A 23,301-nucleotide genomic window follows, 5' to 3' on the forward strand; every position below is an offset into this window, starting at 1 on the left:
TACATCTGGATTGGTTGGATCAAATGGATATGGAACTTTTGGTTCTTCTCCTGCTGGTACACCTGGAATTTGTGGGAGCCAGTTAGCGACTTTCTTATACACATAAGTGATCTCAATTGTCTTACCACCTTCAACTGTACCATTTTCCGTACCAATTGTCTTAGACGGAATCAAGACATAACGTGAACCATCTTCTGTAACAATCTCAACTGGCTTGTTGTCAGTTGTGTCATAAGACTTACCTGGTTTAGCGTTTTCTTCGTCTGTTACAGTAGCCTTGATCACTGTTCCATCTTCTGTGATGTAGTGAACGATAACATTTCCAGCTTTTTCATAAACGTATTGAACAGTTGTTGTACCTTCTACAACTTTACCTGTTGTTGAAGCTGAAGTGTCTTTCACTTCTTTGTAGTAGTAAACTGTACCGTCTGCTGTTGTGATGGTGTTTGGTTTGTGGTCTTCATCAGTGTTGTATGCTGTACCTGTTGATGTTGATGGGGTATCAACTTCTTTAGTATCTACAGCTTCACCTGAGTCAGATAGACCTGAAATCAAGTTACCTTCTGTATCGTAGTACTCAACTACAACGTCACCTTTCACTTCTTCGTATACGTAAGTGATTGATGTTGTACCTTCTACAACCTTACCTGTTTCTGAACCTTTTGTAAGAACTGGCACGATACGGTATGTCTTACCGTCTTCTGTTGTAATTGTAGTTGGCTTGTTGTCTTTAGTATCGTATGGTGTACCTGTTGATGTAGATGGTGTATCTTCAACTGGTTGCTTGATCACTGTACCGTCAGTTGTGATGTAGTTAACAACAACGTTACCTTTCACTTCTTCGTAAACGTAAGTGATTTCTTTCGTTGTACCAGCTTCAACTGTACCAGTCGTAGCATCGATACCTGTTGCTTTACCGTTACCAACGACAGTCAAGTTGTTATCATCTGAAACTGTACCAACGTTGTAAGTACCTGCTTCAACTAGACGATAAGTCTTACCATCTGCTGTTGTGATAGTTGTTGGCTTGTTATCAGCTGTAGCGTACTCAGTACCAGCTTTCTCGTTTGTTTCGTCAGCTACTGGTGCTTGAATTGGGGTACCTTCTGTATCAACATAGTTAACGTTGACAGAGCCTGCTTTTTCGTAGACATACTGAACAGTTGTTGTTGTTTCTGCTACTTTACCAGTTGTTGGTGCAGAAGTATCTTTCACTTCTTTGTAGTAGTAAACTGTTCCATCTTCAGTTGTGATTGTCTCTGGTTTGTTGTCTTCGTCAGTGTTGTAGACAGTACCAACAGACTTATCGTCTTCGTCTACGACTGTTTTGGCAATTTGGTTACCCTCTGTATCGTAGTACTCAACTACAACATCACCTTTCACTTCTTGGTAAATGTAAGTGATTTCTTTCGTTGTACCAGCTTCAACTGTACCAGTCGTAGCATCAATACCTGTTGCTTTACCGTTACCAACTGCTGTCAAGTTGTTGTCACCTGAAACTGTACCTACATTGTAAGTATTTGCCGGAGCAAGGCGGTAAAGTTTGCCATCTACTGAGATGCTAGCCAGTTTGTTATCAAGAACAGTGTCATAGCCAGAACCTGGTTTACCATCTGTCACGTCTGCAACTGGATCTTTAAGAACATTACCTTCTGTATCGACATAGTTAACATTAACGCTACCAGCTTTTTGGTAGATGTATGTAACTTCAGTTGTACCTTCTACAACCTTACCTGTTTCAGGAGCCGAGCCTGCTTTGACTTCATCTTTTGGCAAGATGTAGTAAACATCGCCAGTTTCGTCATTAACGATTTTTTCTGGTTTGTTATCTTTAGTATCGTAGTATGTACCTGTGTCAGTGATAACTTGGTCTGTTACATCGTCTGCAATTGTGTTACCTTCAGTATCAACATAATGAACGATAACATCACCTTGAAGTAACTCATAGACATAAGTTACGGTTGTAGTGCCTTCGACAACTTTACCCGTTTCGTTTGCTGGGATAGCTGCTGGAACGAGTTTGTAAATCTTACCATCTGTTGTGGTGATTGTGTTTGGACGGAGGTTTTGGGTATTGTAGTCGGTACCTGTTGATGTCTCTGGTGTGTGCTCTACGCTGCTTTCTGTAACGTTTCCTGCGTCTGTTGTACCAGCGATTGGGTTACCTTCGGTATCAACGTAATTCACCACAACGTTACCTTTGACTTCTTTGTAGACGTAAGTAACTTCCTTAGTCTTACCTGCTTCAACGGTACCTGTTTCCTCACCTTTAGTTGATGCTTCGACTAGCGCATAGGTCTTACCATCTGCTGTGGTGATGGTTTTTGTCTTGAGGTCTTTGGTGTCATAACGCTCACCTGGTTTACCGTTTGTCGTATCATTTACAGTAGCTGCTGTAGTGGCACCTGTATCAGTGGTTCCTGAAAGTTCTGTGTCGTCTTCAGTAACGTAGTGAACGATAACGTTACCTGCTTGTTGGTAAACGTAGGTGATTTCTTTGGTCACGTTGCTTTCGATGTCGCCTGAGACAGCATCGATACCTGTTGCAGTGTTGTTACCGATAGCTGTCAAGTTACCGTCATCACCTACTGTACCAACGTCATAAGTGCCCTTAGGAACGAGGTAGTACACCTCACCAGTAGCGGTTTCAATCTTATCACGTTTTTGGTCAGTTGTGCTGTAGGTATCTCCTGGCTTACCGTTTTCAACATCGATGACTTTGCTACTGATGGCATTACCTTTAGTATCTACATAGTTAACGTTTACGTTACCAGCTTTTTCATAGACATAGGTCAACTCTTTAAGGGTATCTTGTGCGATGGTACCTGTGACCTCATCGATCTTCACGATCGCACGTTTTTCACTATCAGTGTTTGCTGATGGTGGGACCAGGTTGCTGGTTGTAAGGTCGATCTCTTTGTAGTAGTAAACCTCACCCTTATAGGTAATCTTTTCTGGTTTGATCTCTGTCGTATCTAGGTTGTAGTCTGTCCCTGTATCGGCATGGTTAGTCACAAGGTTTTCATCCTTGATCTCGTTACCATCCTCATCAACGTAGAATACCTTAACCCCACCTTTTTCAGCGTAGTAGTAAACTTGGTCGTTTCGGTTAACTAGGTTAGAGTTGGGAAGTGAGATCCTAGCCCCTGAGAAGTTGATCGGTCGTCCATCTGCATCGTTGATGTTGTTGCCATCACTATCAGCCAACATGTAACTTGTTTCTGAATTTGGCACAAGGTCGGCTTTTGGCTCACCACTAAACGGTCCTAAAGTATAACCAATGGTATCCGTTATCTCAACAACTTGTTTTCCTTCAGAGTTACGGACCCGTCTTTGGAACTTGTATTTGGTTGATGTGTAGCTATAGCCTGCTTCACCTGTAATGGCGTGGTTTTCAGTGTTTAAACCGCCTGGTTCAATCGGTTTCGTAACGAAGGTAATCAAGAAGTCATCGTTAACGGTGTTGAGTTGAGCCATTGTCGACTTACGTAAAACGCTGAGCGCTGCTTCTTTTTCATCATCTGTAGTCGACTTATCATCGTTAATCGCTTTTTCCTGCTCTGCAAAGGCATCGATGATATCAATACGTTCTGACAAACGTAGGATGGTAGCAGCATTTTCTACAAACTCTGCTCGTGTCATCGCCTTATACTTTTCATAGTTAGCTAGGAAGTCTGGGTGGTCAGGGTTAATCGCATAAGTTATGAGACGAGATGTCCCGTCTGTTTTTGTGGTGATGATCCCTTTTTGTGCCTTAGTGCTAGGGTTATAACGTATCTCTGCACCACCGATAACATAGGAACTCGCCAAGGTCCCTGAGACAATCGTTGGTTTTTCTATCAACTCATAGTCAGCAAAGACCGCTTCACCAGATGTGGTAAAGTTATCACCTGCAAGGTCAGCGGTCTGGACATAGCGAGCCAGTTCTTCTTCAACACGAATCGCTGTCCCTGCTACCTTATACAGCGTGTTTTGGCGTGGGGCAAAGGTTGGTGCGGGTCCTGTGAATGTGGTATATGCCCCTCTATCTGATCCCATGGCGTTAAAGACGATTGACACCTCCCCGCCATCACCAACACCAGAAGCTACATTTAGCGAGCGTGTAATTGCCGTTTCACCTGTCTTATGGTTTTTCATTTCAAGCTCGGTGACATACATGGTGAATTTGAATCTTCCTGTAGATTTTGGATCTATATAAGTGGCGTTTAGAATAGCGTCAAATTCTTGACCAACACCATTTGTCGTTAGCACCTTGCTGTCGATAATCTGGTTGGTTGTTTTATCGATCAGGTAAGCGTAGGTATCTGTACCGTCTGATGAGTTACGGTTAACAGAAAAAGCGATATAGTAGTTTAGTCCTGTGCGTCGGTTGAAAGAACCAGCATTGTAATCATTAGCAGGTTGCGTAGCATCATACGGGCTAGAGAGTTCCAAAAGCATAAAGGTCATACGACCTGTTGTCGGATCTCCGATATAGCCATCTGGGAAGACCTGTGGTGCTGGTGTCAGGCGAGCGGCTTCTGCGGCTTCTTCTTTGTTTAGAACAGTTGCATACTCTGACCAGTAACCTTGGATACCGTTACCGTTATCCATGTTTGTGATAGTTGGTGTGTCAGGGAGTGTCGCGCTTCTATCAGAGCGTGAGCTTAGGGTTCCTAGCGCTGCGCTGAAGTTTTGCGTCATCGTATCTGTCACTGCTTTTTTCTCAGCGATAGCGTTTAGCGCAGCCAGGTCAGCTTCTGCTGTTGTGTCGATGCTAACTGTTGCTGCTGGCGCTACGGTATCTGTGTTAGTCGTAGCTGTGCTTTGGCTAGGAGCTTGTGTCGCTGTAGCCGTTTGCGCTGGTGTTGTGCGCGTTGACGCAGCTGTTTGGGCTTTGCTAGCTTCTGGTGTTGTCGGTGCAGAAGTGAGCGATTCTGTTGTTGTCGTTGTTGTGCTAGCTTCTGTTGATTTAGCAGTTGCTGTTTCTGTTGAAGCTGTTGTAGTTGTTTCAGAAGTTGCTGCTTTTTCTTCAGCTTTCTTCACAACTTTAACAGTAACAATATTTACACCGTTTTCGGTCACTTCCTGAGAAACTGTAGCTGACTGACCTGATGCTAATTCATATCCTTCTGGTACTACTGCTGTGACAGATACCGTTGCTTTTGCAATTGTTTCTGTGGTAGTAACTGAAACTGTTTCTACTGAAGCGTTCGCAAGTGTATCATCTTCAGTAGCGTACTTAACAATATAACCGATTTCAACTGTACGTTCAGAACTTGATGAAGTCGCTGTTTCTGTTGAAGTTTCTGATGTCGTTGATTCTGTAGCACTTGTGGATGAAGCTACGGACGTAGACTCTGGAGTTGTAACTGTCTCTGCAGCTTGAACAACCTGTGTCCCAGTACCAAGTGCAATCGACATCCCAAGTAAGACACTAGCAGCACCAAAGTGGTATTTACGAATTGAGAAGTGCTGTTTCAATCCGTACCAGTCAAAAGATTTTCTTCTAGAATGATGCATTATTATCCTCCTGTATTCTATGCATAGCTAAAAATAAGATAGGTAACTAAAAATGCTTTCAGATTACATCTCCCTCATTTTACTATTAGCTAACCATTTTTAGCTTCTATAAGCATTATACACTACCCCCCCCCCCGATTTTCAAGTAAAATCTTCCATTTTCCGCAACATACGCGAAAAAAACGCATGTAACTTTTTTCTAGTTCCATGCCCATTCTGATATTGTGGATTGGTTACCTACAGGTCAATGGTCCTGACGCGAGTCCTATTTTTAAGATTCTTAATAAAAACCTGCTAGTCTTTTGAAACTAACAGATCTCTAATTATTCATTTTCCGATTTTCTTGCCAAACGCTCTCTCTCCAAACGTAATTTTCGATTAGGATTGAGCGTATTAAAAAGTTCTTCTAATTTCTCAGCATTCCAAACATCCGCAGCTGAGACAAAATTTCCATCCTTATCCTTGAAGGATATTGGTTTATCGCCCATATAAACCTCCAACTATTTTATAGACTATTTACAAACGATCATTAACTGAATGAAATTAGTAAGGTAGCTAGCCAAGGTCCCATAGGACTTGGCGTAGTTTGACTAGCAAGTTAACTTGCAGTCAAACTGCTTACCTCGCTCTCGAATTTCTTAGCTCGGGTTAAAACTGTCCCCCGAACATGGTCGCTTTCGTATTTCAAGGCAACCAGCTGAAAAAGTTCTGCAAACTGTTTCACTCCACTGGACAGGCTACGACATGGAGTACAGGCAGTCGATACCACTGCCTGTGCGGAATTAGTAAGGTTGGTAGGTAGTCCGCCATAACGGCTACCGTATCACATCAAGTCCTTTAGGATTTAGATGCGATTCCAAAGTTACGACACGGAGCCCAAATGGTCGATACTACCATTTGGGTGAAGTTAGTAAGGTAGCTAGCCAAGGTCCCATAGGACTTGGCGTAGTTTGACTAGCAAGTTAACTTGCAGTCAAACTGCTTACCTCGCTATCGAATTTCTTAGCTCGGGCTGAGACAGTCTAGCTCCAGACTACCTCGCTATCGAATTTTTAGGCTCGGGTTAAAACTGTCCCCCGGACAGTTTTAATCCACAAACTCGAATTCGAACTTGCCGATACGAACGGTGTCACCATCTTTGGCTCCGCGGGCACGGAGGGCTTCATCGACACCCATGCCACGCAACTGGCGAGCAAATTTCATGACAGATTCGTCACGATCAAAGTTGGTCATGGTGAAGAGTTTTTCAAGCTTGTCGCCAGACAGAATCCAGCTAGCATCATCTGCACGGCTGATATCAAATTCTGGCTCATCTGGATTAAAGCCGTAGTAAGCCTCTTCTTCTTGGAAATCTGATTCGTCGTAGAGCAAGAATTCTGGCGTTTTCTCTAGCAGCTCAGCTGTGGCTTCCAAAAGATTTTCCAAACCTTGGTGAGCAATCCCTGAGATTGGGAAAATCTGTGGCAGTTCGTCAAACTCGTCGTAGTTGGCTGCTAATTTCTTCTTGAACTCTTCCAGATTTTCTGCCGCTTCTGGCATATCCATTTTGTTGGCAACGATAATCTGAGGACGCTCCATGAGACGAAGATTGTAGGTTTCCAATTCATTGTTGATAGCTACATAGTCCTCATAAGGATCACGACCTTCGCTCGCTGACATATCCAAGACATGCAAGATAACACGTGTCCGCTCGATGTGGCGAAGGAATTGAGTTCCAAGACCCACGCCTTGACTAGCCCCTTCAATCAAACCTGGCAAATCTGCGACGGCAAATGACTCGCCAGATTTGGTCCGAACCATTCCCAAATTTGGCACAATGGTTGTAAAATGGTAGGCACCAATTTTAGGTTTAGCTGCTGTAATAACACTGAGAAGCGTTGACTTACCAACTGATGGGAAACCTACAAGACCTACATCAGCCAACACTTTCAATTCTAATTCAAGATTGCGCTCCTCACCTGGTTCTCCATTTTCAGAAATCTCAGGCGCTGGATTCTTAGGTGTCGCAAAACGAATATTTCCACGACCACCACGACCACCGTGGGCAATGACAAACTCTTGACCATTTTCAACCAAGTCAGTGATGACCTTGCCAGTATCCGCATCACGAACAGTTGTTCCCTGTGGTACACGAACAATCAAATCCTCCGCACCACGACCATGCATACCTTTGGTCATCCCTTTTTCGCCATCGTCAGCTTTAAAACGACGGTTGTAACGGAAGTCCATGAGAGTACGCAAGCCTTCGTCTACAACAAAAACAACGTCTCCGCCACGGCCACCATCACCGCCCCAAGGACCGCCATTAGGTACATACTTTTCGCGGCGGAAGGCGACCATCCCGTCGCCACCTTTCCCTGCCTTGACCTTAATCTTGGCAGTATCTAAAAACATACTCATAATTTACCCTATTCTTTCCTAGAAAAAAACGCTTAAAAGCGTTTTAGACCTGTATTCACAAGCGAAGTGCTCATATATAAGAAATCGTTTTTAGCCAATCAAGGTAGTTTTTTCAAAATACTGACTGTATTTTGAAAAAAACTAACGATGAGTGCTTAAAAACTAGCCTTAGTATAGAAGTGCTGAACAGTGAATACAGATTCTTAATTCATCAATGCATTAATGGCTGGTAAAATCAAGCCAGCTAATGTCACGACAACCATCACGACAACAATTACTAAAGTTACTTTTTCAAATGTTGTTTTCTTGTGTTTTTCTTCGCCGAACGCCATTGCTTTCTCCTTAATCAGTCATTGATAATTCATTTTACCATAAATTAGTAGAGCTTTCAAATCTCATCTCTACCTACCAGAAGCCAAGATTTACCAGATTATCTTAAAAGGACTGCTTTCCAGCTTCTGACTAGAAAGACAGTCCTCGTGCTTTTCAGAAATATTAGGCAATTAACCAGATACCAAACGTTTTACTTTTAATCCAACTCCAACAAGCATAAGTAAACCACAAATGTAATAAGCAACAGGCAATTCGATTATACGACTCCAGAATTCTTCTCCTAGAGCCAGAATGGGTAAGCAATAAAAATACAATGTAACCATAAAAGTCATGATAAAAATAATCAGTTGAATATTTTTATCAGCTTGATAATTAATGAAAAAGAAAGCTAAAAAGATTAGAATAGAGGACAAGGAAAACAAGTTTTGGCTGAAATACCGCCAACCTGACACAAGGGAAACAGAATAACTTTCACTGTCCGTAGTATATGCAAACGGCAGTAGCATACACAATATGAACAATATTCCAACTGCATGAGTGATATATCTTTGCATAGCCTTTACCTAACTCTCTATTTTACTAGCATCATTTTATTAGCAATAAATTGATGCTTATCAAGTACTTTATGTGTATATTATAATATATATCACCGAGATTATAAAGTATTTTGGTGTATTTTTATAAGATTTTTGGATATTATTACACCGTTTGGTTTTACTTCAACTTCTCCTTGACCAACTCCGCCACCTTATACGGCACACCAGCTTCTGCGATTTCCTGCAAACTTGCTGACTGGATATTGCCAATGGACTTGAAATGCTTCATCAAAGCCTGCTTGCGTTTTGGTCCCAAGCCTTCTATGCCGTCCAATTTAGATGAGAAGGAATTTTTTGACCGAACCTGACGGTGAAACTCAATAGCAAAGCGGTGCACTTCATCTTGAATTCGATGCAGGAGGAAAAATTCCTGAGAATTACGGGGCAACTCCACCACCTCTAGCGGATTGCCAAAGAGCAACTCGTGAGTCTGGTGCTTGTCATTCTTCTGCAAACCTGCAATGGGAATGGACATACCCAACTCCTGCTCGATGACCTGCTTGGCGACATTGACCTGCCCCTGACCACCATCGATGATAATCAAATCAGGCGGTGTCAAATCGTCCCGCAAGACCCGACTATAACGGCGTTGCAACACTTCACGCATAGAGGCATAATCATCTGGCCCCTCCACCGTCTTAATCTTATACTTGCGGTATTCTTTTTTATTAGGCACCCCATTTTCAAAGACCACCATAGCCGACACAGGACTGGTCCCCATGATGTTGGAGTTATCGAAAGCCTCAATCCGCACAGGCGTCGGAATCCCCAAAAGCTGACCGATATTCTCCACTGCACCGTAGGTCTTCTCCAGATTTTTCTCCAAAAGATTAAACTTCTGCTCCAGACTAACACGCGCATTCTTGGTTGCCAGATTGATGAGTTGCTTCTTCTCGCCACGCTGAGGCTTGATGACCTTGGTATCTACCAAAGCTTCTACGGCTTCTTGGTCAATATCCTGCGGTATCAAGACCTCTGAGGGAATCAAATGTTGCTGGTCCCTGTAAAACTGACCGATGTAGGTCAAAAAGTCTTCGTCCGCATCATTATAGTATGGAAACTGATTGACATTCCGCTCAATCAGTTTCCCCTGCCGAACAAAGAAAACCTGCACACACATCCAGCCCTTGTCTACATAATAACCAAAGACATCGCGGTTTTGCAAGTCATGAGCCATCACTCGTTGCTTGGTCCGTAGGGTTGAAATGGATTGAAGGACATCACGATATTCCGCAGCCTTTTCAAATTCCAAATTGCCAGCAGCTGCCTTCATCTTGTCCTGCACTTCCTTGACAATCTTATCATCATGCCCCGTCAGGAATTGGGCAACTTCCTTAGCCATCTTGTCATAGTCAGACAGGCTGGGCAGTTTTTCCCCGTGAGCCAAACATTGCCCCAAATGATAATAAAGACAATACTTGTTATCAGGCAATTTACACTTGCGGAAAGGATACAGACGCTCCAATAGTTTGAGGGTCTGGTTGGCCGCACCCACATCTGGATAGGGACCAAAATACTGACCGCCATCCTTCTTAATCTGCCGTGTAATGAGCAGCCGTGGGTGACGTTCCTTGGTAATCTTGATAAAGGGATAAGACTTGTCATCCTTGAGCATGATATTATAGCGAGGCTTGTTTTCCTGAATCAGATTGATTTCCAACAAGAGTGCCTCGATATTAGAATCCGTCACGATGAATTCAAAGTCGGCAATTTCAGCTACTAGAGCCTCTGTCTTGGTATCATGGGCACCACGAAAATAAGACCGCACTCGATTGCGCAGGTTTTTGGCCTTGCCCACATAGATAATCTTACCGTATTTGTTTTTATGGAGGTAGCAACCCGGACTGTCCGGCAGCAACTCCAACTTGTGCTTGATCAAATCGTTCATAGGTCTATTATAGCAGATTTTTCTTCAATCATTAACTTGTGAAATTCTAAACATTTTTTCTAAAAAACTATTGCTTTTGTACTAATTCAGCAGTATAATAAATGTAATTAATTGTATATATTATTCGAAGGACATTTGGAATACGGCTTGGACTACCTAGCAAGCTCCTACTTTTAGTTCACGAATAACAAGGAGGTTACTATGATACAATTTGACCATATCACAAAAACATACGGCGAAACAATCGCACTTGATGACCTAAATTTGACAATTGAAAGTGGCGAGATTTTCGGCCTAATTGGACATAACGGGGCAGGAAAAACAACGACAATCAGTCTATTGACTTCGATAATCGAAGCCAGTTATGGAACTATCTCTGTTGATGGTTTAAACCTAGAGGAGAACCGCGATGAAGTCAAGAAACGGATAGCCTATGTTCCAGATTCGCCAGACATCTTCCTACACTTAACAGCATTTGAATACTGGCACTTTATGGGCAAGGTCTATGGTGTAGAAAAGGATACAGTTGATGACCGTATCGCTAAACTATCTAGTCTATTTGATATGACAGCGCGCCAGCATGAGCCTATTGATAGTTTTTCACACGGTATGCGTCAGAAAACCATTATTATTGGTGCATTGATCCCTAACCCTGATATTTGGATTTTGGATGAACCCCTAACTGGACTGGATCCTCAGGCTTCTTTCGACCTAAAACAAATGATGAAAGAACATGCTCAATCTGGTCACACCGTTCTATTTTCTACACACGTCCTTTCAGTAGCTGAACAACTCTGTGACCGCATTGCTATTCTCCGAAAAGGGCAACTCATTTTCGTAGGAAGTCTTGATGAACTCAAATCACAGTATCCAGATAAAGATTTGGAGACCATCTATTTGGAATTAGCCGGACGCCAACAAGTGAAGGCAGGTGAGGAAGTATGAGTAAATCCATCATTTGGGAACTAGTAAAGATTAATATTCTTTATTCCAATCCTCAACTTCTAGCTTCCGTCAAGAAGAAACAAAGTAAGCGCAAAGACGCCTCCTTTTCAGCCTATAAAAGTGTCCTCTTGCAACAAGTATTTATGGTTTTGAGTTTCGGACTTCTCTATTCTGTCTTTTTCATGGGAGTAGATTATAGTCAGTCCATCGGTTTCTTTTCTCTGCAACTAGCGCTCTTTACCATTATTGCCATTGTCTACGGTTTTACAGGTTTCTTCTCCGTTTTCTACGATAGTAAGGATACAAAGTTGTATTTAGCACTTCCCCTGAAGCCACAAGAAGTCTTCCTCGCTAAAATCCTCTCTGCACAAGGGATGGTCCTACCCTTCCTCATGCCGTGTCTGTCTTTACTTCTGATCACTTACTGGCAAATTGGCGGTCCGTTCCTCGCCTTAGCTTCCATTCCTTCCTTTTTGATTCTCTGGATTTTAGTTAATTTAGTCAATCTGATTATCATGCACTTTGTTGGGGAAGTTCTGACAAAAAGCCCTCGTAAAACATTGATTTCTACAATCCTGATGACAGGTTCTTCCTTGCTGGCTTTTGCTGCGCTCATGTTCCTGCAATCTCAGCAGACCGTTTCACTCGAATCTGGTGGCTTTGTTGATTTTCCTATCATACCCATATTTGCTGGATTCCATTACTTGGTCAGCCATACTATATCACTAGAAACACTCCTTCATTTTGGATTTCCTCTCATTTTGATGTTTGGACTTATTACGTTTGCGTTTAAAACTGTCATTCCCAACTACTTTAATCAAGTTTTGGCGATTGAAAATGCTTCGACAAAACGGACCAATAATGCTAAGTCTGGCAAGATTCCTAGCAATCTCAATCAGGCTTTAGTGAAACACCACCTATCTACTCTTAAAGATAGCAACCTCATGGTCCAAACCATGATACAACCAATCATCATGGGAGTGGCGCTTTTTCCAAGTTTTAGCCGTTTCACAGAGAATGGTGGTCTAAGTTCAGTTGGATGGGATTTCTTTGGTATTGCTCTATTAGCTGGATTCTTGCTTGGCAGTCTATTTGCTGGTTCTACAACCTTCATCGGAGTGGCCATGTCATTGGAGAAGGAAAATTATCATTTCATTCGAACACTTCCTATAAGTTTCAAAAAATTTATCATCCAAAAATTCTGGGTATTGGCTGCCGTGCAATTCGCACTACCAACTCTACTTTACTTTGCTTTGGCTCTAGGTTTCATGAAAGTCAAACTCATTCTAGCATTCTTCTTTACAGTCGGCATCATCATTTCAGCCCTGCTAACTGGTCAGATTTATTACTGGCGTGACCAACGACTCCTCATGCTCAACTGGCAAAATAGTAACCAGTTATTTGGTCGCGGAGCGGGTCAGTGGTTGATTGCTGGATCGATCATAGGAACAATGTTTCTCGGAGCCATTATTCTAGTTGTCAGCATCATATTAGCTGGCACTATTGGTGCAGCTTATGTAAGCTCAGCCTTGATGACCTTACTATTTGTTCTATCTGCTGCTCTTCAACTTTATATCTACAAAGCTTATTGGCAAAAACTAAAATAGATTGGACGTTGTCCAATCTATTTTAGTTTTCTGCGTAATATTCCTGACCGTATCCTTCTACTTCAGCATTGATTTGCCAAGAGATACCAAACTTGTCTGTTACATTACCGTAGGCAGGAGACCAAGGAACTGCTTGAAGTTCCATATTGATAGCAGTTGCATCTACGGATAACTTGCTGTATAGTTCCTGCGCTGTCTCAGCATCGTCTGTGATAAGCACAACTGTAATATTGTCACCTACTGTATAAGGCATTTCTGGGTTGTTGTCTGACAACATAAAACGTTGACCATTCAAACGAAACTGTGCATTCATTACGTAATTTTCTAGTTCAGCAGGGCAGTCTGGTAAGAAATCTTTAAATAAATTTACTTGCTCCACTGTTGCCCCAAGAGCATTTTTATAAAACTCAATGGCTTCTAAACCATTACCATTAGTAACCAAGTATACTTCCATTGCTTTAAGCATGATGGACCTCCAAAATTATGATGGTTTATTATATCACGAGTTAGTTATACGGACAAATTTTTCGACTTATTTCTGACCAAATGTAAAATTAGTAGTCTCCACCTGGTACACCAAAATATTCTTCCAAGGTCAAGCCTGAATTGTAAATATCTGTCGCTTCTTGACCAATATATCGCACATGCCAGGATTCTGCCATATAGCCTGTGCTAGACTCTTTTCCCGGAAGATAGCGGACAATAAAGCCATATAGGTGTGCATTCGTAGCCAACCACTGAGAAGCATTTGGTTCTTCTAATAAATTACCACTTGTATCCAACAAATCAAAGGCTAATCCTGTCTGATGTTCACTATATCCAGCTCTTGCAGAATACCTATCTGCCGCTGCTTGTCCTTCTTGATTTACATAAGACTGGTAGAGACTTGCCTGAGTTTCATAGGAACGAAATCCACTGTAGTTATTGGAGATACCAAATCCTAGCGCCTGCATATCTGCTATTAAACGTTGAAAAGCTGCTAAGGCTTCAGGATTTTCGCCCGGTGCATAATCAGCTGCAAGCGGATGCTTTTTATTGGCGATAATCACTTCGCCATATTTTCCTTGTACACTATAATAGGAACCGTTAAAATTTACCTGAGTCTCTGTACTTGTTACTTCTTGATTCGTTTCCGCCGATGTAGAGCTGCTTGTTGACTGCTCCGAAGTTGTTGAAGCAGACTGATTTGAAGTAGTCGAAACAGTTGTTGACGAAGGTTTTGTAGTATTGGCCTGATTTGTATTTTGATGACATGCTGCTAGTAACAGTATTGTCGGCAAGCATAATAGAATAGTACGTTTCATTATCATCACCCCGTTCTCTTATAATTATGTCTATTGTAGCACAATCATAAAACTCCGTCTAATGACGGCTTATGATTTTAACCATTAATATTTTAATGCACGTTGAACTTCTCTAGATTTATTTTCTTTATAAGAATGCACATTTACCACTGTTGCAAAAATGATAACATACATGCCATAAATTGAAACACCAGCCTTTCGACTGGTGGACATATATGATGTTAAATAATCGTATTCACAAGTAAAGTGATTTATATACAAAATAGTTTTTTAGGAAATACTGACTATATTTTGAAAAATCCGTCTTAGCTAGAGATACTGAAACTAGATACCTCATCAGTAGTTTCTAAACAAACATTATTGTTGATTTTTAGATGACATACCGTTTTTTACGATGTCTTCTACCTTCACATCCGGTTTATTATTTAGCACTCCTAAAAATACAAGAATACTAAGGAGATACAAATCGTCTGCTCGATTTGGTTTTATGATAAAGCAATCGAAATTTGACTGAACAGATTAAATATATCAGCACAATAAAACGGGTGATGATACCGAGTTGATAGAAACTACATATCATCATCCATTTGTCAGCTGTAGGGAGAAAGAAATTTTATCCGATTAGCTTGATGTCCGTTCTTCTCATTGTTTACCCTGCAATAAACAATGAGAAGAAACTTGTACCAACCATATCCGCAAGAGCATGTCCTAAGAAATATGGCAATAAATTATCATTTTTCCTTGTGTACATGTAGTAATAGAAAAGGCCGAAGGCTACACCAATAACAAGAGCAGATACCATTCCTTGATAGGTATGGAAAGATATACGGACAATTGTTGAAAAGAGTAAGACCAGCGAACGCTTTTTCTTATCTGTACTCAACAATAAGCCTAAGAAAAAGAACTCTTCATAGAAGCCGTTAAACAAGGAATAGATAACTGTACTGTAGTCAACGGCTAGAAAACGGTTGAGCACTGTCATGATATTCCAGTCATAATAAGGCAAGTATCCAAGGTAATTATATCCACCAGATAGACCAGGAATATAAGAAAAAGCTGTAAATGCCAAATCGCTAATCAGACCAGCACCGATGAAAATCAGCGGTCCCCAGAGCAAAACTGTCCACTCTAATTTTACTTTTAGCTGCTTGAAATCATAATTCCGAATCAATAAATACACCAGGGCAAACAGGAATAATTTTCCTTGATTAGCTAGAGCCCACCAATTATCGGCTGGACTAAACGACAGAACCCATGTTTCAGCGGTTTCTGTTGCGGAAAATGATGCTATCCATTGCATGGTTGAGGTATAAATAGCATTACCACATAAAATCGTTGTGATAATAATCAAATCTATCCAAGTGAGTTCTTTTAGGGGCTTGGTTGGACGAATACGTCTCAGTAAGCTTTTCACTTTTTCCTCCTTATAGTGTATTTTTTATTACAAATATACGAAAAATCTTATAGAATTTTTAAAACATTCTATAGTAAGTCTAATAATTCTTGATAGCTACTAATTGTATAGGTTGGAACTGCCTTACTATTATTTATCATATGAGTCGGATTGTACCAAACAGTATCCATGCCCGCATTATTGCCGCCTTGAACGTCTGCTGTCAAACTGTCTCCAATCATTAAGGCTTGGTCAAACTGAAAACCTGCAATCTGCTCTGCTATTTTTTCATAAAAATCAGCCGCAGGCTTTTGCGTCCCCATCTGCTCAGAAATAAATACTTCTTTAAAATACGATTGAATCGGTGAGTGAAGCAAGCGATTTTCCTGTATATAGGTCACGCCGTTGGTCGCTGCATAAATCTGGTAGCCTCGGTGTGTCAATTCCTGCAAAAGCTTATCTGCACCTGTAAAAATTTGTCCCTGCCGCCCAATAAATTCTTGGTAGCACAAGGCCATCTCCCTTCCATCAACTTGCCGACCAAAGTGGGCAAAGGTCCGTGAAAAGCGAGTGTTTATTAGCTCTTTCTTTGTAATGTTCCCTTTTTCCAAATCCTTCCACATGTCCTGATTGAGCGGTCGATAGACTTCTTTAAAAGCCGCAATATCCTCTACTTGCATGGATTCTAAAAATTGTGTCAGAGCAACTTCTTCTCCACGGCTAAAATCAAGAAGAGTATGGTCAAGATCAAAGAGTAAGTGTTTGTATTGCAAGATGATAAGTCCTTTCTAAGCAGAAACTACTGAAACGATGTCAGGCAGTATATCTAAAGTATACCACAGTTTCTAAAAAAATATCTCTGTGTCCTAGACTCTATTATACTGTTTTTCAAATTTCATACTCTTTAAAACGTTGTCAACTTGCCTCGATGAGTGAAAAGCTCCTGTGGAGCTTTTTAGCCTGTTTCCTTGAAATAAGAAAGCAACAGAGTTCTATCATCGGCTTCGTTTCCTAGGCTACTTTTGATTTTCGAAGAGTATGAATAAAAAAAATACAACACATTTAATGCATTGTATTTTAATCACTATCTATATTTCCAGAAAATTAGCCACCGCTTCTTTTTTTCTAGAAATGGGTAACATACGATCACTAAGTCCACTCTGTAACAAGGGCCTATACCTCTTAATGTACTCCTTTTCTTTTTTTCTTCTGATTCCCATCGCTTCTTCAAGCTCTAGAATTTCAAACATTAAGATAAGGTTTTGATCACGAAGGGTTTCAGTGGTCATCCCTAAATACTCTGGGTATTTTCTCAACTGATATAAATGTTGTGCACATCTTATCAGCATAGAAAATGATTCACCGATATACAAGACACACCGTTCATCATCAACTTTCTGAAGTGAAATTTGGTATACCCCTCCCTTGATGGCTTTTATAACATCATTTTGAAAAAATTGTACCTGAAGATTCATCTCTACTCTTCCTTACTTATTGGCGCCAAGCTAGCTAAGACTTTTTTGAGGCCCATTTCTGGGAAATTGATTTTGAGTTCTTGGTTGCTGCCCGAACCTGATACTTCAAGAACAGTTCCACGTCCCCATTTCTTGTGTACTGCGATGTCACCAACTGACCAGTTGGTGCCTGAGCTTGACGATTTGTTGCCTGATGCGAAAGGCATGCTACCTCCGAGCTTGGCCGATGGTTGTACGGATGCTTTTCGACTTTGCATGGCTTGTTGCAAACTCATACCTTGTCCAAACTGTGTCGCTCTGCCATTGACATAAGAAGCCTTAAAGCTAGTATTGGCTGGACGAGCAAGGCCTTGATAATCAAGCAAGTCACTGGAAATTTCTCGGATAAAGCGGCTTGGCTGATTGTAGTTACTTCGACCAAAGAGCAGGCGAGAGTTGGCGTTGGTCAGATAAAGGGTTTGCTCTGCCCGTGTAATACCAACATAGGCAAGTCGTCGTTCTTCTTCCAATTCGTCCTCTTCTTCTGCTGAACGACTAAGTGGGAAGACATTTTCCTCCATGCCAATCAAGAAGACAACTGGAAATTCCAGACCCTTGGCCGCATGGAGAGTCATGAGGGTCACTTCTGATGACTCAGTATTGCCGTCATCTGTATCTGCAATGAGAGCCAAATCAAGCAGGAATCGAGTCAAGCGATCCAAACCTGTTTCTTCCTCCTCAGTATTCTTCTCATCGAAGTTTTTGGTAACAGATAGGAATTCCTGAATATTTTCAATACGGGCATTGGCTTCAAGCGTATTTTGTGCTGCAAGGGCATCGATGTAGCCTGTTTCTTTTAAGACAGCCTCAACCACCTCTGTCACTGTCAAATTGTCCAGTTGATTGCGTAGCTTATAGAGGAGATTGGCTAGGTCAAAGACTGCCTGTGCTGCCTTACCTTTAATCGGCGATAACATTATATCCTGAGAAGCTTCTAGCAAGGACATGCTGTGGCTGGTCGCAAAATCACGGAGTTTGTCAACCGTACCAGGTCCAACGCCACGTTTTGGCTCATTGACAATGCGTTCATAGGAAATATTATCCGATGGGTTAGCAATGATATTCAAATAAGAAATCACATCTCGGATTTCCTTACGGCTGTAGAACTTGGTGCCTCCAACCATAGTATAAGGGATATTGGACTTGAGCAGGGCTTCTTCAATGGTACGGGATTGGGCATTGGTCCGATAGAGAACTGCAAAATCCTTATAAGCCTTGCCTTCTCGATGCAACTGGTCAATCTGCCCTGCGACAAAAATCGCCTCGTCATTTTCATCTCTTGCACGATAGTAGGTAATCAAATCTCCTTGGGCATTCTGTGTCCAGAGTTTTTTGGGACGTCGATTGCGGTTGTTTTCGATGACCTCATTGGCAGCCTGCAAGACGTTCTTGGTCGAACGATAGTTTTCCTCCAAAAGCACAACCTTGCTCTCTGGATAGTCCTTTTCAAAGTCTAGGATATTTTGCATATCCGCACCACGCCAACCATAGATAGACTGGTCCGCATCTCCGACCACGCAGATATTCTTGAAACGTGATGCCAGGAGCTTGACTAATTGGTACTGGGCATGGTTGGTATCCTGATACTCATCGACATGGATATACTGGAATTTCTGCTGGTAATAGGTCAGGACCTCTGGATTTTGGTCAAAAAGGCGGAGCGTCAACATGATCAAATCATCAAAGTCAACGGCCTCTGACTGTCTTAGTTCCTTTTGATAAGCCGTGTAGCATTTAGCAACAATCTGCGTGTATAGGTCGCCTGCCTGGGCTTCAAACGCCTTGTCATCAATCAAGTCATTTTTGGCATTAGAAATGGTTCCCAGGATAGAACGTTCACTCCACTTTTTCGGATCTAAATTAAGATTTTTCAATATCCGTTTCATGAGTGTACGCTGCTCACCAGGGTCTACGATGGTAAAATTGCGATTGTAGCCGATATGATCAGCATCTCGGCGTAAAATACGGACACACATGGAGTGGAAGGTCGCAATCAAACAATCTTGCGTAGCAGGATTTAGGGCGTAGGCCCGCTCCTTCATCTCACGCGCTGCTTTGTTTGTAAAGGTAATGGCTAAGATATTCCAAGGATTGACCATTTTTTCATCAATCAAATAAGCGATACGGTGAGTCAGGACTCGCGTCTTACCTGAACCAGCCCCTGCCATAATCAATAGCGGACCTTCCGTCGTCTGTACCGCTTCTGCCTGTCTGTCATTCATTCCGTTTAATAATGGGTTCATCTTCTCATACTTTCTTAGAACATGTATTACAAGTGGAGTGCTTTTAAATAAGAGATAGTTTTTCGCTAATCAAGGTAGTTTTTTGAAGGAATACCGACTGTAGCGTCATTTAGTTTTTCTTTTATTACTTCGACGTACGAGAAAACTTCGTTTCCCTATTTCCAACTTCAAACACTCCACTGGAGTGTTTGAACTCGCCTTGCCTGATTGAAACAGTCTGGGGGATACGAATAGTCCGGTGGACTATTCGTACCTGAGCCTGAAAACAAAAAAGCGAAGTACATCAGCTGGTCACCTAGAAACAAGAAAGCATTGAGTTATGCCTACGGCTGTTGATGCGAACTTTGTTCGCTTTATTTCCAACCTCCAACTATCTACCAGATAGTTGGAGCGAGTACTAAAAGTAAACTAAAAGACTATATTTTGAAAAAACTAACGATGAGTAGCTGAAAAACTAGCCTTAGATAGAAGTACTACACTGTGAATACAGGTTCGTTATAATCATTCTCTCCATTATACCAAAAAATCACTCGATAAGCAGTTCAATGTGATAGATGGCAAGCAAAAAAGCCCAGCCGAGGCCGGTGCTATTAAATATCTTTTATCAAATTAGAACTAACTTCATAAATGACTGGGGATGATTTCACTTTTGTCACTAAGCCCATTCCTTCCAGTGTTTTCAGAGTAGAATCAATTCTCGTCCTTTTGTATTTTCCGCCGAATGCTTCCGTTAATCCCTTGTTGCTGACGCCAGTATGCAAAACATCAAAAAGCTTATCTTGGGAAAGTATAAACAACAATTCTTTTTGAGGTCCCGTCAGGTCTAGACCATCTATCAAGATCCACACTCTATCTAATTGTGACTTCAACTTGCCCAACTTAGTCTTCATGTTCTCTTGTGCATTTAAAATGATTTCTAGCATGGTCCCTACAAACGGGGTCAAATCACCTCTATTTTTAGGGTGAGAAGTAATTGAGAAACCCTCCTCATACTTACTCTTATTTTGCAAAACAGACTCCGACAGAGACAACCCTGTTAAAAAATCTAATTTTCTAGACAGATAGGATGACATTAGGAAACGCCCCATTCTACCATTTCCATCATAGAAGGGATGTACATACTCAAAAAAATAGTGCGTAATAATTGATTTGATAATAAGAGGAATCTCCGGATTGTTCATAAAAATGATTAACTTCGTTAAATCTTCATTAATCGAAAACTCCGAGGAATTTCCTTGGTGAACATAGGAATTTCCATCTCCGACATAAATCACTTTTTTTCTAAAAAGCTCTCCATCAGGCTTTTCATCTTCTGACATCTCATCTAAAAATAATTGATCATAAATATTTCTAAATTTAGACAAAGAATCTATTTTCTCAAATTCATTTTTCAAAATAGAATGGTACATCGAAACGATTCCAGAAAACCTTTTATTTTTATCTAGAGAGTTATATGCCTCCTTTATTTCTTTACGAGTAGATTTGACTCCTTCCATATCATTGGTACTTTGGATTTCATCAATAATTTGCAAATAGAATAGCTTTTGCATCTGAACGCTTGATAAATCAAAATTAGAAAGAAGTTGGCTATTTTTATAAATCTTTTCAATATCCATGACATGGTTCGGAAGCAATACATAGAACAATTGGTGTTTATCTGCCAACCTTCTTTGTTCCCTCTTTGAAAAAGGATTGATTGTCAATCCTGTTTTTATGGTAGCTAGACTATCAAAGCGTTTTTGATATTCCGCTTCATAATTATCAAAATCAGAATAACTCACAATTTCTAGTCTTTTGTACATAAAAACACCTCTTTTTTTTTGAATTTCTAAAATTTTACCATTTTTTAAAATTCAATTCAAGTTTTTTGATATTTTTAAATATAATTTCAATTTTTACTAAAAAAGCCCAGAGTCATCTCTGAGCTTTTGTATTCAATTAATTATTCAGCACCCAAGGCAGCTACTGTGATGTAGTTGTAAGGTTTGTTGAAGTGTGGCAAGAAGAACAAGTCTGTCAATGCCAATTTTTCGATTGTTACGCCTTCTTGGATTGCCAATGAGAAGAGGTGGATACCCAATGAGATGTCTTCACGAGCAGCCATTTGCGCACCAAGGATACGACGTGAATCTTTATCGTAAACGATTTTGATGGTTACTGGGAAGTTACCATGCTCCATGAATTCTGGTTTTTGATTGTCTGTTACTTCAGTAACAGCAGCGTTCAAACCAAGACGAGTAGCTTTTTCAAGTGTCAAACCTGTTGATACAAGGTTAAGACCGTAGATAGAGATACCGTTAGAACCTTGTACACCGATACCTTCAAGGTCAGTACCACAGATGTTGTGAGCTGCTACGATACCAGTACGTACAGCGTTTGAAGCCAAAGCGATGTAGCTTGTGTCGCCAGTAGCGTTGTCGTAGATAGTTGCACAGTCACCGATAGCATAAACGCCTGGGATTGAAGTTTCTTGGCGTTTGTTTACAAGGAAGGCACCGTTACGGAAGCGCTCGATTCCTTCACCTGCAAATGCAGTGTTTGGACGGAAACCAACAGCCAAGATAACCATGTCAACATCGTATTCGTTCTTGTCAGTGATGATTTTCTCAACTTTACCATTACCAGCAACTTCTTTAACAGTTTCGCCAAAGGCAAGTTGAATACCATGCTCTTCCAAGTTTTTAGCCATAAGGTCTGACAAGTCGCGGTCATAGTAACCAGCCAAACATGTATCTACAACGTCGATAAGGATAACTTCTTTACCTTTACGTTGGAATGCTTCTGCAAGCTCAACACCGATGTAACCAGCACCAACAACTGCTACGCGGTTGATGTCTTTGTTTTTCAATTTTTCAATAACATCAGCTGAGTTTTGGTACAATTTAACGAATTGCAAGTTTTCAAGAGTTGCTTCAAATTCAAGAGAACCTTCTTTGATTTCAGCACCTTTGATTGGTGGCAAGATAGGTTGTGAACCTGTAGCAAAGAGAAGTTTGTCGTAAACTTCAACGTGTTCTTGACCATTTACAAGTGCAGTAACTGTTTTTGCTTCGTAGTCGATAGCTGTAACAGGTGACTCCATGTAAACTGTTGCTCCCAAGCTTTCCAACTCTTCTTTGTTTGAGTAGAAAAGTCCTTCAGGACCACCAATTTGCTCACCAATCCACAAAGCCATACCACATCCCAAGAATGAAATATTTGAGTTTTGGTCAAATACAACGATTTCGTTTTCTTGACCGTAATTTGTCAACATAGTTTTGATTGCGGCAGTACCAGCATGGTTAGCACCGACAACAACGATTTTAGCCATAATGTGAAATCTCACTTTCGAAAATATATTTTTTTACAAAGTCTATTATACACTAAAAATGATACCGATTACAAAATTTTTGCTCAGAATATCACATTTTTTTCAAAAAGTTTTTAAAATGCTATTTTCTTTAAACAATGTAAAGATATATAAAAGCAAAAAGGGAGTGGGAAAGAACTCGACCAAGATAAACATACTAAGATTAGTAGTGAGGAAATCTCCGACGGGAGAGAGTAGTCACTACTTTTTCTTTATGTTAAAGTAGA

At 41.0% G+C, this 23,301-nt stretch carries 16 protein-coding genes; 2 read left to right on the forward strand and 14 right to left on the reverse strand.

What is annotated here, in order from left to right:
- The 6 genes from P7J58_RS02050 to uvrC form a co-directional block, all read right to left on the reverse strand.
- The coding region (locus P7J58_RS02050; RefSeq protein WP_408572551.1) for a MucBP domain-containing protein at nucleotides 1-5,502 on the reverse strand (5,502 nt) is incomplete at its 3' end.
- A 323-nt stretch (nucleotides 5,503-5,825) separates the two neighbouring features.
- Nucleotides 5,826-5,990: a hypothetical protein gene (locus P7J58_RS02055; protein WP_002943677.1), complete on the reverse strand. Its 165-nt coding sequence runs from the start codon at nucleotides 5,988-5,990 to the stop codon at nucleotides 5,826-5,828.
- Between the two features lie 598 nt (nucleotides 5,991-6,588).
- Nucleotides 6,589-7,902 (reverse strand): GTPase ObgE, encoded by a 1,314-nt coding sequence (gene obgE, locus P7J58_RS02060; RefSeq protein WP_032535048.1) that lies wholly within the window; start codon nucleotides 7,900-7,902, stop codon nucleotides 6,589-6,591.
- Between the two features lie 203 nt (nucleotides 7,903-8,105).
- Nucleotides 8,106-8,234, reverse strand: coding sequence for a DUF4044 domain-containing protein (locus P7J58_RS02065; protein WP_002943675.1), 129 nt, complete (start codon nucleotides 8,232-8,234; stop codon nucleotides 8,106-8,108).
- A 171-nt stretch (nucleotides 8,235-8,405) separates the two neighbouring features.
- A complete protein-coding gene (locus P7J58_RS02070; RefSeq protein WP_142350709.1) occupies nucleotides 8,406-8,789 on the reverse strand; it encodes a hypothetical protein in 384 nt (127 codons plus the stop codon).
- A gap of 160 nt (nucleotides 8,790-8,949) precedes the next feature.
- Nucleotides 8,950-10,719, reverse strand: coding sequence for an excinuclease ABC subunit UvrC (gene uvrC, locus P7J58_RS02075; RefSeq protein WP_408555532.1), 1,770 nt, complete (start codon nucleotides 10,717-10,719; stop codon nucleotides 8,950-8,952).
- A 201-nt stretch (nucleotides 10,720-10,920) separates the two neighbouring features.
- Here uvrC and P7J58_RS02080 point away from each other — a divergent pair, with 201 nt between their 5' ends.
- Both P7J58_RS02080 and P7J58_RS02085 read left to right on the forward strand, forming a co-directional pair.
- On the forward strand, nucleotides 10,921-11,664 hold the full coding sequence (locus P7J58_RS02080) for an ABC transporter ATP-binding protein (protein WP_011922278.1): 744 nt from the start codon (nucleotides 10,921-10,923) through the stop codon (nucleotides 11,662-11,664).
- Nucleotides 11,661-13,271: a permease gene (locus tag P7J58_RS02085; protein ID WP_408555533.1), complete on the forward strand. Its 1,611-nt coding sequence runs from the start codon at nucleotides 11,661-11,663 to the stop codon at nucleotides 13,269-13,271. The genes P7J58_RS02080 and P7J58_RS02085 overlap by 4 nt, the downstream gene beginning before the upstream one ends.
- Nucleotides 13,272-13,293: 22 nt before the next feature.
- Here P7J58_RS02085 and P7J58_RS02090 read toward each other — a convergent pair whose 3' ends face one another.
- The 8 genes from P7J58_RS02090 to nox all read right to left on the reverse strand — a co-directional run bounded on the left by P7J58_RS02090 (nucleotide 13,294) and on the right by nox (nucleotide 23,035).
- Entirely contained in the window at nucleotides 13,294-13,737 is a 444-nt protein-coding gene (locus P7J58_RS02090; RefSeq protein WP_289875787.1) for a VOC family protein, read from the reverse strand.
- A gap of 88 nt (nucleotides 13,738-13,825) precedes the next feature.
- Nucleotides 13,826-14,581, reverse strand: coding sequence for an LD-carboxypeptidase LdcB/DacB (gene ldcB, locus P7J58_RS02095; protein WP_408555534.1), 756 nt, complete (start codon nucleotides 14,579-14,581; stop codon nucleotides 13,826-13,828).
- 643 nt (nucleotides 14,582-15,224) lie between these two features.
- Nucleotides 15,225-15,989, reverse strand: a complete 765-nt coding sequence (locus P7J58_RS02100) for a CPBP family intramembrane glutamic endopeptidase (RefSeq protein WP_408555535.1) — start codon at nucleotides 15,987-15,989, stop codon at nucleotides 15,225-15,227.
- A 68-nt stretch (nucleotides 15,990-16,057) separates the two neighbouring features.
- Nucleotides 16,058-16,741 (reverse strand): YjjG family noncanonical pyrimidine nucleotidase, encoded by a 684-nt coding sequence (locus P7J58_RS02105; protein WP_408555536.1) that lies wholly within the window; start codon nucleotides 16,739-16,741, stop codon nucleotides 16,058-16,060.
- Nucleotides 16,742-17,056: 315 nt separating this feature from the next.
- Entirely contained in the window at nucleotides 17,057-17,443 is a 387-nt protein-coding gene (locus P7J58_RS02110; RefSeq protein WP_029180540.1) for a hypothetical protein, read from the reverse strand.
- Nucleotides 17,444-17,445: 2 nt separating this feature from the next.
- A complete protein-coding gene (gene pcrA / locus P7J58_RS02115) occupies nucleotides 17,446-19,725 on the reverse strand; it encodes a DNA helicase PcrA (protein ID WP_408546265.1) in 2,280 nt (759 codons plus the stop codon).
- A gap of 590 nt (nucleotides 19,726-20,315) precedes the next feature.
- Complete coding sequence (locus P7J58_RS02120) at nucleotides 20,316-21,527, reverse strand: Fic family protein (protein WP_408555537.1); 1,212 nt, start codon at nucleotides 21,525-21,527, stop codon at nucleotides 20,316-20,318.
- A gap of 140 nt (nucleotides 21,528-21,667) precedes the next feature.
- Nucleotides 21,668-23,035, reverse strand: coding sequence for a H2O-forming NADH oxidase (nox, locus tag P7J58_RS02125; RefSeq protein WP_222375764.1), 1,368 nt, complete (start codon nucleotides 23,033-23,035; stop codon nucleotides 21,668-21,670).
- Nucleotides 23,036-23,301: the final 266 nt, after the last annotated feature.

Origin of the sequence: Streptococcus suis (genome assembly GCF_046032535.1) — a bacterium.
GTDB classification, from domain to species: domain Bacteria; phylum Bacillota; class Bacilli; order Lactobacillales; family Streptococcaceae; genus Streptococcus; species Streptococcus suis_AK.